The 19,504-nt window shown below is 68.4% G+C and carries 19 protein-coding genes; 12 read left to right on the forward strand and 7 right to left on the reverse strand.

From position 1 onward, the window contains the following. Positions 1–51 precede the first annotated feature (51 nt). From H9656_RS02520 to H9656_RS02535, 4 genes are read left to right on the forward strand one after another with little or no spacing between them, the layout of a single operon-like run. Positions 52–1,749: a cisplatin damage response ATP-dependent DNA ligase gene (locus tag H9656_RS02520; protein ID WP_191742691.1), complete on the forward strand. Its 1,698-nt coding sequence runs from the start codon at positions 52–54 to the stop codon at positions 1,747–1,749. Between the two features lie 44 nt (positions 1,750–1,793). Further along, a complete protein-coding gene (locus H9656_RS02525; RefSeq protein WP_191742692.1) occupies positions 1,794–2,774 on the forward strand; it encodes a mechanosensitive ion channel family protein in 981 nt (326 codons plus the stop codon). A gap of 3 nt (positions 2,775–2,777) precedes the next feature. After that, entirely contained in the window at positions 2,778–3,794 is a 1,017-nt protein-coding gene (locus H9656_RS02530; RefSeq protein WP_191742693.1) for a threonine aldolase family protein, read from the forward strand. 50 nt (positions 3,795–3,844) lie between these two features. Next, the gene (locus H9656_RS02535; protein WP_191742694.1) at positions 3,845–5,731 is read left to right on the forward strand and encodes an ABCB family ABC transporter ATP-binding protein/permease; all 1,887 of its coding nucleotides are present in this window, start codon (positions 3,845–3,847) and stop codon (positions 5,729–5,731) included. Positions 5,732–5,738: 7 nt separating this feature from the next. Here the strand turns inward: H9656_RS02535 and H9656_RS02540 are convergent, their stop codons facing one another. From H9656_RS02540 to H9656_RS02555, 4 genes are all read right to left on the reverse strand, one after another. Continuing rightward, the gene (locus H9656_RS02540; protein WP_191742695.1) at positions 5,739–6,215 is read right to left on the reverse strand and encodes a chemotaxis protein CheE; all 477 of its coding nucleotides are present in this window, start codon (positions 6,213–6,215) and stop codon (positions 5,739–5,741) included. After that, a complete protein-coding gene (locus H9656_RS02545; protein WP_191742696.1) occupies positions 6,212–6,787 on the reverse strand; it encodes a response regulator in 576 nt (191 codons plus the stop codon). The genes H9656_RS02540 and H9656_RS02545 overlap by 4 nt, the downstream gene beginning before the upstream one ends. Positions 6,788–6,870: 83 nt before the next feature. Continuing rightward, positions 6,871–7,821, reverse strand: coding sequence for an acetyl-CoA carboxylase carboxyltransferase subunit alpha (locus H9656_RS02550; protein ID WP_191742697.1), 951 nt, complete (start codon positions 7,819–7,821; stop codon positions 6,871–6,873). A gap of 85 nt (positions 7,822–7,906) precedes the next feature. Further along, on the reverse strand, positions 7,907–8,809 hold the full coding sequence (locus tag H9656_RS02555) for a tyrosine recombinase (protein ID WP_191742698.1): 903 nt from the start codon (positions 8,807–8,809) through the stop codon (positions 7,907–7,909). A 68-nt stretch (positions 8,810–8,877) separates the two neighbouring features. On the opposite strand from H9656_RS02555, the gene H9656_RS02560 reads away from it, so the two are divergent. Together H9656_RS02560 and aroB are read left to right on the forward strand one after the other, a co-directional pair. Further along, positions 8,878–9,447 carry a shikimate kinase gene (locus tag H9656_RS02560; RefSeq protein ID WP_191742699.1) on the forward strand — a complete coding sequence of 190 codons (570 nt, stop codon included), beginning with the start codon at positions 8,878–8,880 and terminating at the stop codon, positions 9,445–9,447. Continuing rightward, complete coding sequence (gene aroB / locus H9656_RS02565) at positions 9,444–10,550, forward strand: 3-dehydroquinate synthase (RefSeq protein WP_191742700.1); 1,107 nt, start codon at positions 9,444–9,446, stop codon at positions 10,548–10,550. Before H9656_RS02560 ends, aroB begins: the two co-directional genes overlap by 4 nt. A 22-nt stretch (positions 10,551–10,572) precedes the next feature. Here aroB and H9656_RS02570 read toward each other — a convergent pair whose 3' ends face one another. Together H9656_RS02570 and tadA are read right to left on the reverse strand one after the other, a co-directional pair. After that, positions 10,573–10,989, reverse strand: a complete 417-nt coding sequence (locus tag H9656_RS02570) for an MliC family protein (RefSeq protein ID WP_191742701.1) — start codon at positions 10,987–10,989, stop codon at positions 10,573–10,575. A gap of 31 nt (positions 10,990–11,020) precedes the next feature. Continuing rightward, a complete protein-coding gene (gene tadA / locus H9656_RS02575) occupies positions 11,021–11,491 on the reverse strand; it encodes a tRNA adenosine(34) deaminase TadA (RefSeq protein ID WP_191742702.1) in 471 nt (156 codons plus the stop codon). Between the two features lie 12 nt (positions 11,492–11,503). Here tadA and H9656_RS02580 point away from each other — a divergent pair, with 12 nt between their 5' ends. From H9656_RS02580 to H9656_RS02595, 4 genes are all read left to right on the forward strand, one after another. Next, the gene (locus H9656_RS02580; RefSeq protein WP_191742703.1) at positions 11,504–13,024 is read left to right on the forward strand and encodes a pseudouridine synthase; all 1,521 of its coding nucleotides are present in this window, start codon (positions 11,504–11,506) and stop codon (positions 13,022–13,024) included. A gap of 3 nt (positions 13,025–13,027) precedes the next feature. Then, complete coding sequence (gene rsmD / locus H9656_RS02585) at positions 13,028–13,606, forward strand: 16S rRNA (guanine(966)-N(2))-methyltransferase RsmD (RefSeq protein WP_191742704.1); 579 nt, start codon at positions 13,028–13,030, stop codon at positions 13,604–13,606. Positions 13,607–13,648: 42 nt separating this feature from the next. Then, a complete protein-coding gene (locus H9656_RS02590) occupies positions 13,649–14,665 on the forward strand; it encodes a Kelch repeat-containing protein (protein WP_191742705.1) in 1,017 nt (338 codons plus the stop codon). 110 nt (positions 14,666–14,775) lie between these two features. Beyond that, positions 14,776–15,219 (forward strand): hypothetical protein, encoded by a 444-nt coding sequence (locus H9656_RS02595; protein WP_191742706.1) that lies wholly within the window; start codon positions 14,776–14,778, stop codon positions 15,217–15,219. A 63-nt stretch (positions 15,220–15,282) separates the two neighbouring features. On the opposite strand, the gene mutL is transcribed toward H9656_RS02595, so the two are convergent. Then, positions 15,283–17,205 carry a DNA mismatch repair endonuclease MutL gene (mutL, locus tag H9656_RS02600; RefSeq protein ID WP_191742707.1) on the reverse strand — a complete coding sequence of 641 codons (1,923 nt, stop codon included), beginning with the start codon at positions 17,203–17,205 and terminating at the stop codon, positions 15,283–15,285. A 209-nt stretch (positions 17,206–17,414) separates the two neighbouring features. Here mutL and H9656_RS02605 point away from each other — a divergent pair, with 209 nt between their 5' ends. Further along, entirely contained in the window at positions 17,415–18,122 is a 708-nt protein-coding gene (locus tag H9656_RS02605; protein WP_191742708.1) for a YceI family protein, read from the forward strand. A 71-nt stretch (positions 18,123–18,193) separates the two neighbouring features. Beyond that, on the forward strand, positions 18,194–19,504 hold the full coding sequence (locus tag H9656_RS02610; protein WP_191742709.1) for a YceI family protein: 1,311 nt from the start codon (positions 18,194–18,196) through the stop codon (positions 19,502–19,504).

The raw sequence follows: 19,504 nt of genomic DNA on the forward strand, positions 1-19,504 counted from the left end.
CTTGCGAGGTTCGGCGTTCCGTAAGGCCACGACCGAATCTCAGGAGCCGATTTGCGCCGTTTCGCCGAACTGCTTGATCGACTGTCGCTGACCGCGTCGCGCAAGGCGAAGCTGGTTCTCCTGCGTGATTACCTCCGGTCGACGCCCGATCCGGATCGGGGCTGGGCGCTGGCGGCGCTGACAGGTGACCTGTCGTTCTCCGCAGCGAAGCCGGCCATGATCCGCAAGGCCGCTGAGGCGCGGGTCGATCCTGTGCTGTTCGGCTGGTCCTATGACTACGTGGGCGACCTTGCCGAGACGGTGGCTCTGATCTGGCCGTCCGATCCCGACCATCGGCCCAACCGCGAGCCGTCGCTGGGCGAGGTCGTGGACGCGCTGCAGGGCGCAGGCCGGCAAGAGGCGCCGCGCCTGATCGAAGGCTGGCTGAACGCGCTGGAGCCGAAGGGGCGCTGGGCGCTGTTGAAGTTGGTCACAGGCGGTCTGCGCGTCGGCGTATCGGCGCGTCTGGCGCGCACGGCCACAGCGATGATGCGGCCGGACGCCGTCAGCGAGCCCCCGACACCGGAAGGCGGCGAACAGGCCGCCGTCCTGCCGCCGATAGACGTCGCAGACATTGAAGAGATCTGGCATGGGCTGAGCGCGCCCTATGGCGACTTGTTCGCCTGGCTGGAGGGGCGGGGCGAACGCCCCAGCGCCGAGGCGCCCGGTCGCTTCCGTCCCGTCATGTTGGCGACCGCTCTGGATGAGGCGGTTGATCTGCCGCGTCTGGACCCGACGGATTTCCTCGCCGAGTGGAAATGGGACGGCGTGCGGGTCCAGGCTGTGCGCGAGGGAGGAGTGACGCGGCTGTATTCCCGCACCGGCGACGATATCTCGGCGGCCTTTCCCGACGTCGTTCAGGCCTTGGCCTTTGAAGGCGCGGTGGATGGCGAGCTTCTGGTTGTGCGGGACGGCGCTGTCGCACCGTTCGGCGACTTGCAGCAACGGCTGAACCGCAAGACGGCCAGCGCGCGACTGGTGCAGGACTATCCGGCGGCCATCCTCGCCTACGACCTGCTTGCCGACGGCGAGCAGGACGTGCGTTCGCTGCCGTTGACCGAGCGCCGAGAGCGGCTCGAACAACTCGTGACGGGGCATACGGGCGACAGATTGGCGCTGTCAGAACTGCTGACGCACGCGACATGGGACGATCTGGCGACCCTGCGGGCGGATCCGCCGGTCGGCGCCGCTGCCGAAGGCCTCATGCTGAAACGCCGCGACAGCGCCTATGTGGCTGGCCGCCCGAAGGGACCGTGGTTTAAGTGGAAGCGCGATCCTCATGTCATCGACGCGGTGCTGATGTACGCCCAGCGGGGGCATGGGAAACGGTCCGGTTTCTACTCCGACTACACTTTCGGCGTCTGGACCGAGGAGGGCGCGCTGACGCCCGTCGGCAAGGCCTATTTCGGCTTCACCGACGAAGAGCTGAAACAGATCGACAAATTCGTGCGCGACCACACCACTGAGCGTTTCGGCCCCGTTCGGGCGGTTCGCGCCGAACGGGATTTCGGTCTGGTTCTGGAGATCGCCTTCGAGGGGCTTCAGCGCTCGACGCGGCATAAGTCCGGGGTCGCCATGCGCTTTCCGCGCGTCAGCCGTATCCGCTGGGACAAGCCGGCGCGTGAGGCGGATACGCTGGAAACCGTTCTCGACCTGCTGGATGCCATCGAGCGCGGCGGGGGGCGGGTGAGCGCAGTGGAAAAAGCTTGAGCTTCAGGGCTTCCAATCGGCTCCACGTGCGTTAGACCCGGTCCATGCTCTTGAATTTCCTGCATAGCCCCGTCGTGCTGTCCCAGCCTCTGGCTCAGGCGATGGCCGCAGGTGAGCAAAAGCTGAGCATCGACGCCGCCATCCTGGCTAAGGCTATGGATATGCTTGGCGATTTTGCCGTCAACCTGGCCGTTGCGGCGATCATTTTCGTCCTGACGCTGCTCGCCGCGCGCTGGGCTTCGGGTGCGGCGCGAAAGATCCTGGGCCGGACGCGCCTGGTGCGCCGCGATCCCACGGTGCTGGCCTTTATGGTGCAGATCGTGCGGGTGGTGGTCATCATCATCGGCATGATCGCCGTGCTGCAGCGCCTGGGCGTGCAGACGACCTCGATCATTGCTGTCCTGGGCGCCGCCTCGCTGGCGGTCGGCCTAGCCCTGCAAGGGACGTTGTCGAATGTGGCGGCGGGGGTGATGCTGCTGATCCTGCGTCCCTACCGCGTGGGCGAAGCTATCGACGTGGGCGGCGCCTCCGGCACGGTGCAGAAGCTTGATCTGTTCACCACCCAGCTGACCAACGCCAACAACCATAAGATCGTCATTCCTAACTCCAAGGTGCTGAGTGATGTGATCGTCAATGTGACGGGGCAGCGGACGCGCCGCATCGAGATCCAGTTCACCGTCGGCTATGGCGATAACCTGAAGGACGCCTGTGGGGTTCTGGCGTCGGTCGCCAGGGTGAACGACAGAGTCCTGAAGGATCCGGCGCCGTGGACCGGCGTCACGGGCCTGTTGGACAGCGCGGTCCAGATCACCCTCCACGCCTGGGTCAACAACGCCGACTGGTGGCAGACCCAGTCCGACCTGATGCAGGCCGGCAAGGAGGCCTTGGACGAGGCCGGTATCGAGATTCCCTTCCCGCATCAGGTCGAGGTGCCGGCGAAGGACGCCAGGTTTGCGCGGGTCGTCATGGCCCCGCTAGAAAACGATGCGGCTCAGGACGGACCGTCCGGCCGAGGGGGAGAGTGACCCGTGCGTTTCGATTTCGGTTCCGACAATACGGCGGGCATGGCTCCTTCGGCGCTTCAGAGCCTGATCGCGGCCAACACAGGCTTCGCGCGGGCCTATGGCTCTGATGAGACCTCCGCGCGAGCCGCCGACCTGATCCGTCAGACGCTGGACGCCGACGCCGAGGTGCGCTTCTTGTTCAGCGGCACCGCGGCAAACGCCATCGGCCTGTCGATGCTGGCGCGCCCCTATGAGGCGGTGTTGGCCCACCACGCCGCCCATATCTGCACCGACGAGACCGGCGCGCCCGGCTTCTTCGGTCAGGGTGTCGGCCTGATCGGTCTGCCCGGCTATTCGGGCAAGATCGACGTGGCGGCGCTGCACGCCGCGCTGGACGAGCCAGTAGTCGGCCACCGCCAGCCGGCCGCCGCGCTCAGCCTGACCCAGGCGACGGAGTATGGCGCCGTCTATTCGGAAGAAGAGCTTCGTCACCTGATCGAGCCGGCCAAACGCGCGGGGCTTGGCGTCCATATGGACGGGGCGCGGCTGGCCAACGCCGTGGCGGCGGGCTTCGACCCCAAGAATATCGCGCGTCTCGGCGTGGATGTTCTGTCGTTCGGCGGCGCCAAGGCCGGCGCCCCCTGCGTCGAGGCCCTGGTGATCTTGGACAAGAGCCTGACGCGACGGATCGACAATCGGTTGAAGCAGGCCGGTCAGACGGCGTCCAAGGGACGGTTGCTGGCGGCGCCGCTGTTGGGCCTGCTGGAAAGCGATGACTGGCTGTCGGGCGCCGCCCACGCCAATCTGATGGCCCAGCGACTGGCTGACGGCATTGAAGCGAGGACGTCGTTCGTTCTCGCTCACCCCGTAGAATCCAACGCGGTTTTCGTGCGGATGCCGGACGAGGCGCATCAGGCGCTGAACGCCGCTGGTTGGGCCTGCTATCAGTTCGATGATGGTTCGGTGCGGTTCGTCTGTTCCTGGGCGACCGAAGAAGCGGCGGTGGACGCCCTCATCGACGCCGTGGCGAGCCTGAACTGAGGTGGCGGTCCGGTTCCGTCTCGATGGCATGACGACGGCGGAGCGCGGCGATGCGAGGTGAACGCTCGGGACGGCGCGGCGATGTCGCGACCAAGGCCATGAATGCTGGGGTCGATGTCTCCCAGCAGGAGGCGCCGCCGACACTGGAGGCGCTGAAGAGCCTGATCGGCGTGGTGGCGCGGTCCGGCGCGCCGCAACTGCCTTGGCGGGTAACAGGCGCGATCCTGCTGACCCTGGCGGGCAAGGGGCTGGGCGTGCTGGCTCCGCTGGTGCTGGGCGCGGCGGTCAACCATCTGGCGGCGGATCAGGGCCCTGCGGCGTCCGTGGGGCTGGGCTTCGCGGCCTTCGCCGTGGGCTGGGCGTTGGTGCGTTTCCTGTCAGCGGCGACGCCCCAGTTGTCGGACGTCGTGTTCGCCCCCGTGCGGGCGGCGGCCCAGCGCAAGACGGCGGCCGAGACCTTCGCACACGCCCTCAGCCTGTCGCTCGATTTCCACCAGACCAAGCGGTCCGGCGCCCTGTCGCGGGTGATGGACCGTGGATCGCGCGCCGTCGATTTCCTGCTGCGCATCCTGATGTTCAACCTGGGACCGACGGTGCTGGAGCTGGTGCTGGCGGCGGCGGTGCTGGGCGGCAAATACGACTGGCGCTTCGGCGCGGTCGCTGTGGCCGTGGTGCTGGTTTATGCGGTCACGACCTTCGCTATGGCCAACTGGCGGCTGGAGCATCGGCGCGCCATGAACGCCGCCGACAGCGAGGCGGCGGGCCTGTCGGTCGACGCACTGCTGAACTATGAGACGGTCAAGTCGTTCGGCGCCGAAAGCCGCGCGGCCGACGCCTATGACCGTTCCCTGTCGACCTATGTTCAGGCATCGCTGAAGGCGAACACCTCCCTGGCGGCGCTGAACCTGATCCAGGGCCTGATCATGAACGTCGGCCTAGGAGCCATGGCGGTCATGGCCGGGTTCGAGGCGGCGGCCGGACGCATGGGGCCGGGCGATGTGACGGCCGCCGTGCTGATCATGATCTCCCTCTATGCGCCGCTGAACATCCTGGGCTTCGCCTATCGAGAAATTCGCCAGTCCTTCATCGACATGGAGGAGATGCTGAAGGTGACGCGACAAGCGCCGCAGGTGGCCGACGCGCCCGACGCCGTCGCCCTGACCCGGCCTGAGAGCGGCTGCGGCGCCGAGATCGTCTTTGATCATGTGGGCTTCCGGCACGACGCGCGGGCGGCGGGGCTGGACGACGTCAGCTTCGCCACGCCCGCCGGCACGACAACCGCTTTGGTAGGGCCGTCCGGCGCCGGCAAGTCGACCATCGTCAAACTGGCTCTGCGCCTGCTGGACCCGCAGGAAGGCGCGGTGCTGATCGACGGGCGGGACGCACGCGGGTTGACCCAGGCGTCGCTGCGTTCAGCGGTGGCGCTCGTGCCGCAGGACGTGGCCCTGTTCAACGACACCATCGCCGCCAACATCGCCTTCGCCCGTCCTGATGCGGACGAGGCGGCGATCTGGGCCGCCGCCGAGGGCGCCGAACTGGCCGACTTCATCCGCGGGCTGCCCGAGGGGATGGAGACCCGCGTCGGGGAGCGGGGTCTGAAGCTGTCCGGCGGCGAGCGTCAGCGGGTCGGCATCGCCCGCGCCCTGTTGGCCGATCCCTGCATCCTGATCCTGGACGAGGCGACCAGCGCTCTGGACAGCCGCACTGAAGCGGCCATTCAGAAGACGCTGCGCAGGGCCAGGGCAGGGCGCACGACCCTGGTGGTGGCGCACCGCCTGTCCACCGTGGCCGACGCCGATCAGATCCTGGTGCTCAAGGCCGGCCGCATCGTCGAGCGCGGCGCGCATCATGAGCTGGTGGCGCGTCAGGGCGGTGAATATGCGGCCCTGTGGCGCAAGCAGACGCGCGGCGCCAGGACGCCGACGCCTCAGACCTGATTCAGCTCTAGTCCTTGGCGCCGGGAACCTTGGCCTTCAGCACGTCCTTGAGGCTTTCCAGCACCTGAGCGCGCGCATCGTCGGCCTCGGTGGGGAGCGTCAGCAGCAGGCGCAGCGCCTGCGCGTGCACGGTGACGATTCGCCAGTCGAACGCCTGATCTTCCGGCGCGGCGTCGATCAGGTCGCACAGGTTGGCGGCGGCGGTGCAGATGTCCCGCATCTCGAAGGGGCCGGCCGCATCGATCACGGCGCTGGACCGCCCATAGGCCTTATCCAGTGCGGCGGAGGCCTCGTCAGGACCGGAGGGAGGCGTCATGGCCGCCAAGGCAGAAACCTGTTCCTCGATGACCTGACGGCTGCGGGCCTCATATTCGGCCAGGTTGACGTGCGCCCGCTTCAGCGCCGTTCCGACACTCACGCCCCCAGGCTGGTCGATCAGGGTCGACAGGCGTGAGCGACGGCGATTGTGCGTGATGATGGTCATAGATCGATTGAGCCTCTCCGCTGGGCTTCGAACTCCGCCTTGCGGATCTCCTCTGAACGACGCTCGGGACCGGGCCAGGGTTCCTCCCTGAAGCGACGGTCTGGGCCAAAATAGTCGCCGACCTCCAGGAAGGGGCGATTGTCCTTCGCCACCCAAACGATGCGTTCCAGCAGCACTCCAGCGCTAAATGGCTTGGTAATCAGGAAGTTGGCGCCGCAGTCGCGCGCCTCCGACACCTTGGAGCGTCGGACGTGGGCGGCGGTCATGATGACGGGCGCATAGGCGTTCGGGTCCAACCCCGAGCGGCGCAGCCAACGCACGAACTCATAGCCGCTCATGCCCGGCATCTCGCAGTCGACCAGGATCAGATCGACCGGATGGTTCTGCAGAATCTTGATCGCCTCTGCGGCGTCGGCGCAGGTGTGGCGCACCTTGATGCCGAACCCCAGCAGCGCCTGCGCCGTCAGCTCCATCGCGAAGGGGGAGTCGTCGATGACCATGGTCATCGCCCCATCGAAGTTGAAGACCGCGCTTTCACGCAGAGTTTCTCCGACCCCGTTCATGCCGCGCATGAGAGCCTCGATTCACTCATAACCGAACCTTCGACGAATCGCATCGGCGCAGCTTTGACGCCGTCGAGCCGCCTTGCAACGGCTCAGCCGAGGCGGCCGATGGCGTAGAAGCGGTCGGCGCGCTGTTTCTTCAGCTGATCGGCGGTCAGGCCGGACATGGCCTTCAGTTCTTCTTCCAGAACCTGGCCGACGTTGTGAATCGCCTTTTCGCGATCAGCGTGGGCGCCGCCCAGCGGCTCAGGGATCACGCGATCGACGATCTTCAGCTCGATCAGGTCCGGTGCCGTGATCTTCATCGCGTTGGCGGCGTCCTTGGCGCGCGAGCCGTCGCGCCACAAAATGCCCGCCGCGCCTTCCGGCGAGATGACCGAGTAGATGGAGTGCTCCAGCATCAGCACGCGGCTGGCGGCGGCGATGGCGATGGCGCCGCCCGAACCGCCTTCGCCCGTCACCGTGGCGATGGAGGGGACGCCCAGCGTCAGCCCGCGCTCGGTCGAGCGGGCGATGGCCTCGGCCTGACCGCGCTCCTCGGCGCCGAGGCCCGGATAGGCGCCGGCGGTGTCGACGAAGGTCAGGACCGGCAGGCCGAACTGCTCGGCCATGTCCATCAGGCGGACGGCCTTGCGATAGCCCTCGGGGCGGGCCATGCCGAAGTTGTGGACGATGCGGGTCTGGGTGTCGTGACCCTTCTCGTGGCCCATGATCACGACCGGCTGGCCGCGGAAACGGGCCAGACCGCCCAGGATGGCCTGGTCGTCGCCGAACTGACGATCGCCGTGCAGTTCCACGAAGTCGGTGAACAGGCCGTCGACGTAATCGATGAAGTGCGGACGCTGCGGGTGGCGCGCGACCTGGGTGCGCATCCACGGATCAAGATTGGCGTAGGCCTTCGTGCGCATGGCGTCGGCCTTCTTGCGCAGGGCGGCGATCTCGGTCTCGAACGATCCGCTGGTCGGCGCCAGCAGCGACAGCTCGGCGATCTTGGCGTCCAGTTCGGCGATCGGCTTTTCGAATTCGAGATAGTGCGTGGCCATTAGGCGTCCGTGAGGAAGAAGCGCGCTTGGCGCTACGGAAGGCGGCGGAACCTAGAGCGCCGAACGCTTCGGAGCAAGCGCGGGTTCAGTCGTCTTTCGCCAAGGGGTGGTTGGCGTGAACCACTTGAGACAGGCGGTCGACAGCGACGTGGGTATAGATCTGGGTGGTCGAGATGTCGGCGTGGCCCAGCAGGGTCTGCACCACGCGCAGGTCGGCCCCGCCCTCCAGCAGGTGGGTGGCGAAGGCGTGGCGCAGGACGTGGGGGCTGACGCGGGCGGGATCGATCCCCGCTGAGACGGCCGCCTGGTCCAGCAGTTGGGCGAAGCGGCGCGGGGTCAGGTGCCCGCTCTTGCCGTGCGAGGGGAACAGCCAGGCGCTGTCGGGCGTGTTCGGCTTGCGCGCAGCGTCGCGGGCGTCGAGCCAGGCCTTGATGGCCTCACGCGCGGCAGCGTTCAGGGGCGCCAGCCGCTCCTTGCCGCCCTTGCCTCGCACGATCAGATAGGCCGGATCGCGCCGCACGGCCTCGGCCTTGAGCGCCAGCAGTTCCGACACCCGCAGGCCCGAGGCGTAGGCCATTTCGACCAGGGCGATCAGGCGCAGGCCCGCTGCGCTGTCTGCGGCGCCAGCGGCGGCCAGCAGGGCCTCGATCTCGTCGCGGCTCAGGGTCTTGGGCAGGCTGCGGCCCTGCTTGGGCGCGTCGAGACGGCGCGACGGATCGTCGGTCCGCCAGCCTTCGCCCAGGGCGAAGCGATAGAACTGCCGCACCGAGGCGCGCCGTCGTGCGGCCGTGGCGGCGGACAACCCGCGTCGCGACAGATCTGCGAACCACGCCTCCAGCGCCTCCTGCGGCGCCCCCATCAGGCCACCGGCGTCGCCCAGCCAGTTTTCCGCATCGGCCAGATCGCGGCCATAGGCGGCGAGCGTATGGGGCGAGGCGTCGCGCTCGACCGCCATCATCTCCAGGAACGCTTCGATCTGCGGGGTCATGCGGTGTGAGGTCTTCCCTTCATGAGGTCTGGAGCCGGGCGGCGTCTCGTGTAGATGGTATATGGACCATGCCTTCCGACGCCTCGCCTGATTCCTTCCCGCTGCCTTCGGTGCGCACCATAGCTCTGGTGGGGCTGATGGGCGTTGGAAAATCGACCGTGGGACGGCGGCTGGCTCAAAGGCTGGGGCTGCCTTTCGCCGACGGCGATCAGGTGATCGAGGAAGCGGCAGGGATGACCGTCAGCGAGATCTTCGCCTCGCGCGGCGAAGCTGAGTTCCGGGCTGGCGAGGCGCGGGTCATGAAGCGCCTGCTGGAAGGGCCGCCGATCGTGCTGGCGACCGGCGGCGGGGCGGTGCTCAACCCCGATACCCGCGCCCTGATGAAACAACGCGCCGTCAGCGTCTGGATGAAGGCCGACCTCAAGGTGATCGCCGAGCGGGTGGGCCGGCGGGACACCCGGCCTTTATTGCGCGGACGCGACCCTCTGGCGGCGCTGAATGAGTTGGCCAGCGCGCGCTATCCGATCTACGGCCAGGCCGATGTGATGGTGGACGTCGGCGGCGGCTCGCACGCCCAGGCCGTGGACGCCATTCTGAAACAGTTGCGCCGGTTCGGGCGGCAGGAGACCAAGCGATGACGACGACGATCCTGGTCTCGGGCGGCGCCTTCGCCCCCTATGACGTCGTTGTCGGGCGTGGCTTGCTGAAGGCGGCGGGGGCCGAGGTCGCCGCCCTGAAGCCGACGCGCGCCTTCATCGTCAGCGACGAGACGGTGGCGGCCATTCACGGCGAGACCGTGCGCGCTTCTCTGGCGGCGGCGGGTCTGGCGACCGGGATGGTGACGGTCCCGGCGGGCGAGGCGTCCAAGTCGTTTGAGCAGCTTGAGGCCGTGCTGGATCGTCTGCTGGTCGAGGGCCTGGACCGCAAGAGCATGGTCGTGGCTCTGGGCGGCGGCGTGGTGGGCGACCTGGCCGGCCTGGCGGCGGCCCTGTTCATGCGGGGCATCGATTTCGTGCAGGTCCCGACCACCTTGCTGGCGCAGGTGGATTCCTCGGTCGGCGGCAAGACGGCGATCGACACCCCGCGCGGCAAGAACCTGATCGGCGCCTTCCATCAGCCGCGCCGGGTGCTGGCGGATATCGAGGCGCTCGCCACTCTGCCGGTCCGGCAGGTGCGCTCGGGCTGGGCCGAGGTCCTGAAGCACGGCCTGATCTGCGACGCAGCCTTCTTCGACTGGCTCGGGGGGGAGGGCGCAGCGGGCGCAAGCGGCGACCCGGACGCGCTTGAAAGGGCAGTGATCCGCTCGGTCGAGATCAAGGCTCAGATCGTCGGCGAGGACGAGAAGGAGGCGGGCCGCCGGGCCTTGCTGAACCTGGGGCACACGTTCGGCCACGCGTTGGAGGCCGAGCTGGCTTTCGGAGACACCCTGACTCACGGCGAGGCGGTGGCGCTGGGCTGCGCCATGGCCTTCCGCTATTCGGCGCAGCAGAGCCTGTGTTCGGCAGCCGAGGCCGAGCGCGCCGAGGCGGGCATCCGCGCCGCCGGCCTGCCGACGCGGCTGTCGGACGTGGATCATAACTTCGCCGCCGACGCCCTGATCGCACGCATGGCGGGGGACAAGAAGGCCGAGGGCGGGCGCCTGACCCTGATCCTGGCGCGGGCCATAGGCGACGTTTTCACCGACAAGAACGTCGACGCCGGGGCGGTGCGGGCCTTCCTGATCGGCGAGGGCGCGGCGTGACCCTGCCGCCCCCGTCCCCGTCCTAGTCGACCGCCCGGCAGTCGGTCGGTTCGCGGTTGGCGGCGCTCCACGTCGCCATGACGCCCTTGCCGCGCAGTTCGTAACCCGAGGCGCGATACCAGATGCCGTCAGCGGCGCGTTCCTGATGAAGGTCGACCGCCTCGCCGTTGGAATTGCGTACGGTCGCCATCTGGCGCGGATTATCGAAATCGACCGACAGCCGCTCTGAGTTGTTGCACAGGTAGACCGCATGGATGACGCGGTTCAAGGCGCGATCCTGAAGCTCTGCGCCGGTGCGGCGGCGGGCGGTCTGAGCCTCGACGGCCCGCTGGCGCACCGCGTCGCCATCGGTCGGCGCCTCTCGCGGCTCGGCCCCGCAGGCCGACAATAGAACAAGCGCGGAAGCGGCGGCGGTCGGCCACAGGATGCGGGTCGGCAAGGTAGGCCCTCTCAAGGTCAAGCTTGCAGGCTCAACGCTCGGTGTCGCCCGTCGTTCCTGCCCGCGCCTTCCGCCGCACACGGAAAAAGCTGCGGAGCATCTCGGCGGCCGCGTCGGCCAAGACGCCGCGCTCGGTCGCGGGCCGCCAGTGGCAGGTCGGCTGGTCGAAGAAACGCCCGCCGTGGAGCACGGCACCGCCCTTGGGATCGTCGGCGCCCCAGACCACCCGACCGATGCGGGCGTGGCTGATGGCGCCCGCGCACATGGCGCACGGCTCCAGGGTGACATAGAGAGTCAGGTCCGTAAGGCGATAATTCTGCAACGTCGCCGCTGCATCGCGCAGGGCGATGATCTCGGCATGGGCGGTCGGATCATGGGCTGTGATGGGCCCATTTTGCCCGCGCCCAAGCACTTCGCCGGTGTTTTCGTCCACGATCACGGCCCCGACCGGCACCTCGCCAGCTTCAGCCGCCGCTTGCGCCAGATCGAGCGCCATGCTCATGAACCGCTCATCATGGATCGCCATCCCAAAGACAACGACAAGAAGCCCCGCTCCCGTCAAGACGACGGGCCGCGCGGTCCCCGTAATTTCGCCGACAAGGGCCCGCGAAAGCCCTTTGACAAGGACGGCAAGCCGGGCGGGAAGCCCCGCGACCGCGCCGAGGGCCGTTCGGGGGGCAAGCCTGCGCCCGAAGCCAAGGCGCCCGAGCGCAGCGAACGAATCGCCAAGGTCATGGCCCGCGCGGGCATCGCCTCGCGTCGCGAGGTCGAACGGCTGATCGGTCTGGGCAAGGTGGCGGTGAACGGCCGTATCCTCGACACGCCTGCCGTGCTGGTGAAGCGCGATGACAAGATCACCGTCGACGGCAAGCCGATCGGCGCGGCTCAGGCCACGCGCGTCTGGCGCTATCACAAGCCTGCGGGCCTGATCACCAGCCACAATGACCCGGCGGGCCGCCCCAGTGTGTTCGACGCCCTGCCCAGCGGCCTGCCGCGCGTGATTTCGGTCGGCCGTCTCGACCTGGCGACTGAGGGCCTGCTGCTGCTGACCAATGACGGCGAACTCAGCCGGGCGCTGGAACTGCCGGACACCGCCCTGGTGCGCCAGTATCGCGCCCGCGCGCGCGGTCGCATCACCCAGGAGCAGTTGGACAAGTTGAAGGACGGCGTGGTCGTCGACGGCATCCGCTACGGCCCGGTCGAAGCCACCATCGACAAGGCCAAGGAGAAGGCCGACGGCGAGAAGTCCTCGGCCAACCTGTGGCTCAGCGTCCAGATCACCGAGGGCAAGAACCGCGAGGTTCGTAAGGTGCTGGAGAGCGTGGGCCTGACGGTCAACCGCCTGATCCGCCTGGCCTACGGTCCCTTCCAACTCGGCACCCTGCCGGTCGGCGCGGTCGAGGAAGTCGGCCCGCGCGTGATCCGCGAGATGCTGGCTGAGCACATCCGCCCCGAGAACCTGCCGACTGGCAACACGGTCGAGACGCCGGCGCCGACGCCCGGCCGCCGCAGCGGCACGCCGATCGTGCGCGGCAAGTCCGGCTCGGCCATGTCCGACCCGTCGCGCAAGCCCAGCCGCGTGCGCGCCGCCGAAACCGCGGCGGAAGAGGGCGCTGAGTTCGGCAAACCCGCCAAGAAGGACGGCTGGGCCAAGGCCAAGCCGAAGTTCGAGCATTCCAAGACCTTCAAGCCGCGCGCCCGTCCGGGCGAAGGTGAAGACGCCGGGAACGACGACCGCCCGCGCCGCCCGTTCAAGCCGCGCGAACCGCGCGCTGACCAGTTCATCGACGACCGTCGCGGCCCGCCGAAGGGCGGCCGCCCGGGCGGCAAGCCGTTCGGACGGCCCGGCGGCGCGGGCGGCCGGTCTGACACGCGCTTCGGCGAACGCTCCGGGGAGCGGTCCAGCGACCGCCCGAGCGGCGGCGGCAAGCCGTTTGGGGCCAAGCCGTTCGGCGGCAAGCCCTCTGGCGGCAAACCCTTCGGCGGCAAGCCGTCGGGCGGCGGCGGTCGCGGCGGCCCGCGTGGGCGCGGCTGATCTATGCGCATCGTAGCCGGCAGCCTGAAGGGGCGCGCCATCGTCACGCCCGAGGGGCAGAACACGCGGCCGACCTCGGATCGGGCGCGTCAGGCGATCTTCAACGTGCTGGAGCACGCCCCCTGGGCTGAGGGCCTGCACGAGGCGCGGGTGATCGACCTGTACGCCGGCTCGGGCGCCCTGGGCTTCGAGGCCCTGTCGCGTGGCGCATCCTTCTGCCTGTTCGTGGACACGGATGACGGCGCGCGCGGCGCGATCCGCGAGAACATGGACGCCTATGGTCTGTTCGGCCGATGCCGTGTGCATCGGCGCAGCGCGACCGACCTGGGGCCGCGTCCCGGTTCGGCGGGCGAGGCCTTCACCCTGGCGTTTCTGGACCCGCCCTACGCCAAGGGCCTGGGCGAACAGACGCTGGCGCGCTTGTTGGAGGGCGACTGGCTGGCGCCGGGCGCCATCGTGGTGTTCGAGCGCGGCTCGGACGAGCCCGAGATCGAAACGCCCGGCTATGAGCGGCTGGACGCGCGCGACTACGGCGCGGCCCGGGTGCTGTTTCTGAAGGCAGCCGAGAAGCAGGCGGCGTAACGGTTCTGGCGCGCTGAAGCCGGCACGGCTAGGCTTGGCCGCATGACCATGCACCGCCGCACCTTCCTCGCCGCAAGCGCCGCCGTCGCCGCTGCGCCCGCCGTCGCCCGCGCCGAAGCCGGCTGGACGCCCCGCGCCTCCATGTCGTGGCCGACGCAGGAAATCTACTGCGCGGCGCTGAACGGCGAGATCACGGTCGCCGGCGGCCTGGTGCGCTCTGCCACAGGCGGACTTCACATCAATGATCGAACCGCCGTCTATGACGTGAAGGCCGACCGCTGGAGCGAGGGACCGCGTCTGCCGCAACCGCGCCACCACCCGATGCTGGCGGCGGCGGCCGGGCGAATCTGGGCCTTCGGCGGCTACGACCGGCGCGACGGCGGCGAATGGACGGCCATGACGGACATCTGGGCCATCGACCGGGGCGTCTGGGCTCAGGTCGGCCAGATGCCCGAGCGCTTGTGCGAGACCGTGGGCCTGTCGCTCGGCGATCGGGTGCACCTGATCACCGGCCGCTCGCCCAAGGGCGAGGCGAACGGTCAATGGAACGATCAGGGCGACGTGGCGACCCATCTGGTCTTCGACGCCGCCGCCAATCGCTGGGACGCGGCGCGTCCGGCTCCGATGGCCCGCAACAGCGCGGCGGGCGCCGTGCTGGACGGCAAGTTGTTCGTGGCGGGCGGCCGCACGGTGGACGGCGGCGGAACCGGGCGGCTGGATCGCTATGATCCCGCCAGCGACCGCTGGGACACCTTGGCGCCCATCCCGGCCTCGCCCGCGACCGGAAAACAGGTCGGCGGGGGTCTGGCTATGGCCGAGACGGGCGGAAGGCTGGTCGCCTTCGGCGGGGAATGGTTCGACCGGCCGGGCGGCGGGGTCTTCGCCGAGACCTGGCTCTATGACCCGGCGCGCGACGCCTGGACGGCGGGACCGGCCATGCGCACCCCGCGTCACGGCCTTGCCGCGGCCAGCGTGGACGGAACGGTCTACGCCATCGGCGGCGGAGAGGTGGTGTCGGGCGGCAAGGCCAGCAGCCTGGTCGAGGCGCTCAGCCTCTGAGGCGTCAAAGCCCGGCGGCGCGGGCGTCCCCTGTCGAGACTCAACATTTCAACGAACTATGATTTGTTAAATGCGCGCGCATGCGCGTTCAGTGGAGCATTCCGTGGAGAATGCGCATGGCCTTCACATTGGATGGCTCCATAAGCTTGGAGGATATCGCCGCCCTCCTGGCGTTCGCTCTCGCCTTCTGGGGCGCCTGGCGCGCAATCACGGACGTGTCGCGCCAACTGCGTGACGTCACCTACGCGGAATTAGATCGACTCTATTTCGACCTGCAGCGCGCGGCGCTGGACTATCCGGCCGCCAGCATTCCTCCGCCTTTGGAGGGGAAGGACAAGCGCTCGACCAAGATCCGGCGACGCTACGAAATCTACGCCGGCATGGTCTGGAACTTGGTTGAAACGGTCGACGACCGTTGCGATCAGGACGCCAATCTCAAACGAACCTGGTTTCCGGTGTTGGAGGTCGAGAAAAGACGGCACGAGGCCTGGATTCGGAAGCCTCAGAACGCCGCCCTGTTCAAGGAAGACTTTCGCCGCAAGCACTGCATCTGACCGGTTCCCGGGCCTCGGGGCAGTGGGCTCCGATTATTGGCCGGGAGGGCTGAGGTTGGGCGGTCAGCGCCGCCCGAACAGCTTCTCAAGGTCGTTGAGCTTCAGCTCGACGTAGGTCGGGCGGCCGTGGTTGCATTGGCCGGAGTGGGGCGTGGCCTCCATCTGACGCAGCAGGGCGTTCATCTCGGGGGCGCTGAGAACGCGGCCGGCGCGGACGCTGCCGTGGCAGGCCATGGTGCCGCAGACCTCGGCCATGCGCTCCTTCAACGACAGGGCGGCGCCGTGTTCCGACAGATCATCGGCGATGTCGCGGATCAGGCCCTGAACGTCTGTGTCGCCCAGCAGGGCCGGCGTTTCGCGCACCAGCACAGCGCCCGCGCCGAACGCCTCGACGATCAGGCCCATTTCGGCCAACTCATCGGCCTTGGCGGCGATGCGGTCGGCCTCGGCGGGATCCAGTTCGACCACCTCGGGCGTCAGCAGGGCCTGGCGGGTGACGACGCCCTCGGCCATCTGGACCTTCATCCGTTCATAGACGAGGCGTTCGTGAGCGGCGTGCTGGTCCACGACGACCAGGCCGTCGCGGGTCTGGGCGACGATGTAGGTGCCGTGCAACTGGGCTCGCGCGGCGCCCAGCGGATAGTCGATCAGATCGACCGGGACAGGCGCGCCGGGCGCGATCTGGCCCGCGTGTTCGGCCTGGATTTCGGCCAGGGTGCGGAAGCTGGGGGCGGCGGCTTCGCCGCTCCACGTATGCTCGACGCGGGCGGAGCGTTCATTGAGGCCGGGCAAATTCTGGGCCGCGGCGGCCGGTTGTGACCAGCCCTGCCAGCCGCTCCAGCCCGGAGCGGCGTTGCTGTACGACTGCGGCGCGGCGGGATTGTAGAGCGCCTCGCCCGTATGCGGCCGGAATCCCGATAGGGCGTCGGCGGCGACCGTGGTCGAGGCGCGGTGCCCGGCCGCGTGCAGCGCGTGGCGCAGGGCGCCGACGATCAGGCCGCGCACCAGGGCCGGGTCGCGGAAGCGCACCTCCGCCTTGGCCGGATGGACGTTCACATCGACATACAGCGGGTCGATGTCGATGAAGAGGGCCGCCGCCGGATGCCGGTCGCGCGCCAGGAAGTCCGCGTAGGCGCCGCGCAGGGCGCCCTGCAGCAGACGGTCGCGCACAGGCCGTCCGTTGACGAACAGGAACTGGTGCGCCGCATTTCCCCGCGAGTAGGTCGGCAGGCCCGCATAGCCGGACAGGCGCACGCCGTCGCGCTCCTGATCGATCAGCAGGGCGTTGGCCTCGAAGTCGCGGCCCAGCAGCGCGCCGAGCCGTTTCAGCCGGCCCTCGTCGCCGGGATGTTCGGCGGGCAGGCGCAGGGTGGTCTTGCCGTCCAACGACAGGGTGAAGGCCACGGCCTCATGCGCCATGGCCTGACGCTTGATCTCTTCGGAGATGGCCATGGCCTCGGCCCGCTCGGACTTCATGAACTTCAGCCGGGCGGGGGTGGCGTAGAAGAGGTCGCGCACCTCGACCCGGGCGCCGTGCGGGCCGGGGAAGGCGGCGGGCGACAGGGGGCGTTGGGCGCCGCCCTCGACTGAAACGGCCCAGGCGTCGTTCTGTGGTTGGCCCGCCTCGGCCCTGGCGCGGGTCGTGATGTTCAGTCGGGCGACTGAGCCGATGGAGGGGAGGGCCTCGCCCCGGAAGCCCAGGGTGAAGATGCGCAGCAGGTCCACGTCGCCGGCGTCGTCGGGCTCCAGCTTCGAGGTGGCGTGACGTTCGATGGCGACGGGCAGTTCCTCGCGCGGGATGCCCTTGCCGTCGTCGGCGATCAGGATGCGGGTCAGGCCGCCACCGTCCGCCTGGATCTCGATGCTGCGGGCGCCCGCGTCGATGGCGTTCTCGACCAACTCCTTGATGGCGCTGGCGGGGCGTTCGACCACCTCGCCGGCGGCGATGCGGTTGACGGTTTCGGGGGGGAGGCGGCGGATCGTCATGTGAGTCGCAAGGATAGGCGCCGTCGTCGCCGTGCGCACCTCAATCCTTTTTTCGTGAGGTTCGGGGCGAATTTTGTGATCGGGGGGTTGAAGCCCGAGAATAGCAACTTATACTGTTGCAGTCCACGGCGAGGCCGAGCGGACAATCGACCTGTTTCTGGACTGTCTGTCCATCATTCGTTTCAACCGTCTGACTGAGGTTTCCTCCCATGAAGATCAAAGCCGCCCTGATCGCCGTTTCGGCCGCCGCCCTGCTGGCCGCCTGCGGTCAACCCGCCGACACCGCCGGCGCCCCGACGACCGATGCTGCCTCGACCGCTCCGGTCGCGCTGAAGGCGACTGCCGGCGTCTATGTCATGGACCCCACCCACGCCTCGCTGCAATGGTCGGTGCCGCACAACTCGATCTCGAACTACACGGCGCGCTTCAACAAGTTCGACGCCAAGATCACCCTCGACACCGAGAACCTGGCCAACAGCACGGTCGAGGCGACCATCGACCCGGCTTCGATCGACACCAACTTCCCCGGCGACTACGTCGGTACGCACGCCGCGACCGGCTTTAAGAGCTTCAGCGAAGACATCGCCAAGAACAAGGCGTTCCTAAACGCCACGGCCTTCCCGCAGATCACCTTCAAGTCGACCAAGGTCGAGCTGACCGGCTCGCGCACCGCCAAGGTGACGGGCGACCTGACCTTCCTGGGCGTCACCAAGCCGGTGACCCTGGACGCCACCTTCATCGGCGACCTGGAACAGCACCCCTTCGTGCCGGCGCCGGCCATCGGCTTCGCGGCTGAAGGCAAGTTCAAGCGCACCGATTTCGGCATGCCGCTGGGTCCGGTGGGCGATGAGGTGACCATCCGCTTCGACGCCGAGTTCATCAAGGAAGTCGCCCCGGCGGCTCCGGCCGCCCGATAGGCTAAAGCACGACGAAGGGGCGGGGCCGTTCGGTTCCGCCCTCTTCACGTTCAGACTGACGCGAGGCTACCATGACCCGCCGCCCCAGCCGTTACAGCGCCGTCGCCATCGCCCTGCACTGGGTGATCGCGGTCGCCATCCTGTCGATGATCCCGATGGGCTGGTGGATGAGCGACGCCATCAATGAGCCCGGCAGCCAGGCTCTGGCCTATCGTGTCTTTCAAATTCACAAGTCTATCGGCTTCCTGATCCTGGCGCTGACGGCGCTGCGGATCGTGTGGCGGCTGACGCACCCGGTTCCGGCCCTGCCCGGCGCCATGAAGGGGTGGGAGCAGTTCGCTGCGCGGGCGACGCACGCCGCCTTCTACGCCCTGATGCTGGCTTTGCCGCTGACGGGTTGGGCCTATGTCTCAACGGGCTGGGCCGTGGCTACGGACACGCCGCTCGCCGTGGCGACCAGTTGGTTCGGCCTGTTCACTATTCCACACCTGCCCTTCATTGAGCATGCCTCCGAAGCCGCCCGACGCACGATCGCGTGGATGGCCATGGGCGCGCACAGCAAGCTGGCCTGGGGCGCGATCGTTCTGGTCGCCCTGCACGTCGGAGCGGCGCTCAAGCACCAGTTCCTGGATCGCGACGGCGTCCTCTCGCACATGATCCCGATGTTGCCGCACGGCGACGACAATCAGGGCGTTGCGCCTGATCCGACGCCGGCGGTCCGCTGGGCCGAGCGGTTGGCGGGCGTCGCCTTCGTGGTCGTCATCGGCGTTGCCTTCGGCATGGCCGCCAAGCCTGCGCCTACGACGGAAGGGCAGTCGGTGGCATCCGCTCCCGCTCCCGCCGCCGCGCCTGCGTCCGATACCGCTGTGACGCCGGGTACGGCGGCCGTCTGGACCGTGGACAAGGCCGCCTCGACGATCCAGTTCACGGGAACTCACACCGGCAAGGCCTTCACTGGTCGGTTCGAGCAATGGGACGCCCAAATCTGGTTCGATCCCGCCGACCTGGCCGGCTCCAAGGCTGTTGTGACTATCGAGACCGGCTCGGCCAAGACCGGGGACGCCACTCAAGAGGGCAGCCTGCCGGGCGCTGACTGGCTCGACACCGCGACCTATCCGACCGCCCGCTTTGAGACGTCGGGATTCAAGGCTCTGGGCGCAAACCGCTATGAGGCGGCGGGAACCCTGCGCATCAAGGCGACGACCATCCCTGTCGTTCTGCCCTTCACCTTTGATGAGGCGAACGGCGCGGCCACGGTTGCGGGCAAGCTGGAGCTAGACCGGAGCGCGCTGAACATCGGCATAATGTCTGACGCAGGCGGCGACTGGGTGTCCAAGGTTATCGGCGTCGAGATCAAGGTGAAGGCGACGCGAGCGGGTTAG

The sequence above is a fragment of the Brevundimonas guildfordensis genome (genome assembly GCF_014836405.1).
Lineage (GTDB): Bacteria > Pseudomonadota > Alphaproteobacteria > Caulobacterales > Caulobacteraceae > Brevundimonas > Brevundimonas guildfordensis.

What these genes read in the sequence shown, in the direction of transcription:
- rsmD (WP_191742704.1), top strand. Translation starts at nt 13,028, where the DNA reads ATGCGCATCGTAGCCGGCAGCCTGAAGGGGCGCGCCATCGTCACGCCC.
- H9656_RS02580 (WP_191742703.1), top strand. Translation starts at nt 11,504, where the DNA reads ATGGATCGCCATCCCAAAGACAACGACAAGAAGCCCCGCTCCCGTCAA.
- H9656_RS02560 (WP_191742699.1), top strand. Translation starts at nt 8,878, where the DNA reads ATGCCTTCCGACGCCTCGCCTGATTCCTTCCCGCTGCCTTCGGTGCGC.
- H9656_RS02535 (WP_191742694.1), top strand. Translation starts at nt 3,845, where the DNA reads ATGCGAGGTGAACGCTCGGGACGGCGCGGCGATGTCGCGACCAAGGCC.
- H9656_RS02590 (WP_191742705.1), top strand. Translation starts at nt 13,649, where the DNA reads ATGACCATGCACCGCCGCACCTTCCTCGCCGCAAGCGCCGCCGTCGCC.
- H9656_RS02555 (WP_191742698.1), bottom strand. Translation starts at nt 8,809, where the DNA reads ATGACCCCGCAGATCGAAGCGTTCCTGGAGATGATGGCGGTCGAGCGC.
- H9656_RS02540 (WP_191742695.1), bottom strand. Translation starts at nt 6,215, where the DNA reads ATGACCATCATCACGCACAATCGCCGTCGCTCACGCCTGTCGACCCTG.
- H9656_RS02525 (WP_191742692.1), top strand. Translation starts at nt 1,794, where the DNA reads ATGCTCTTGAATTTCCTGCATAGCCCCGTCGTGCTGTCCCAGCCTCTG.
- tadA (WP_191742702.1), bottom strand. Translation starts at nt 11,491, where the DNA reads ATGAGCATGGCGCTCGATCTGGCGCAAGCGGCGGCTGAAGCTGGCGAG.
- aroB (WP_191742700.1), top strand. Translation starts at nt 9,444, where the DNA reads ATGACGACGACGATCCTGGTCTCGGGCGGCGCCTTCGCCCCCTATGAC.
- H9656_RS02545 (WP_191742696.1), bottom strand. Translation starts at nt 6,787, where the DNA reads ATGCGCGGCATGAACGGGGTCGGAGAAACTCTGCGTGAAAGCGCGGTC.
- H9656_RS02610 (WP_191742709.1), top strand. Translation starts at nt 18,194, where the DNA reads ATGACCCGCCGCCCCAGCCGTTACAGCGCCGTCGCCATCGCCCTGCAC.
- mutL (WP_191742707.1), bottom strand. Translation starts at nt 17,205, where the DNA reads ATGACGATCCGCCGCCTCCCCCCCGAAACCGTCAACCGCATCGCCGCC.
- H9656_RS02595 (WP_191742706.1), top strand. Translation starts at nt 14,776, where the DNA reads ATGCGCATGGCCTTCACATTGGATGGCTCCATAAGCTTGGAGGATATC.
- H9656_RS02550 (WP_191742697.1), bottom strand. Translation starts at nt 7,821, where the DNA reads ATGGCCACGCACTATCTCGAATTCGAAAAGCCGATCGCCGAACTGGAC.
- H9656_RS02605 (WP_191742708.1), top strand. Translation starts at nt 17,415, where the DNA reads ATGAAGATCAAAGCCGCCCTGATCGCCGTTTCGGCCGCCGCCCTGCTG.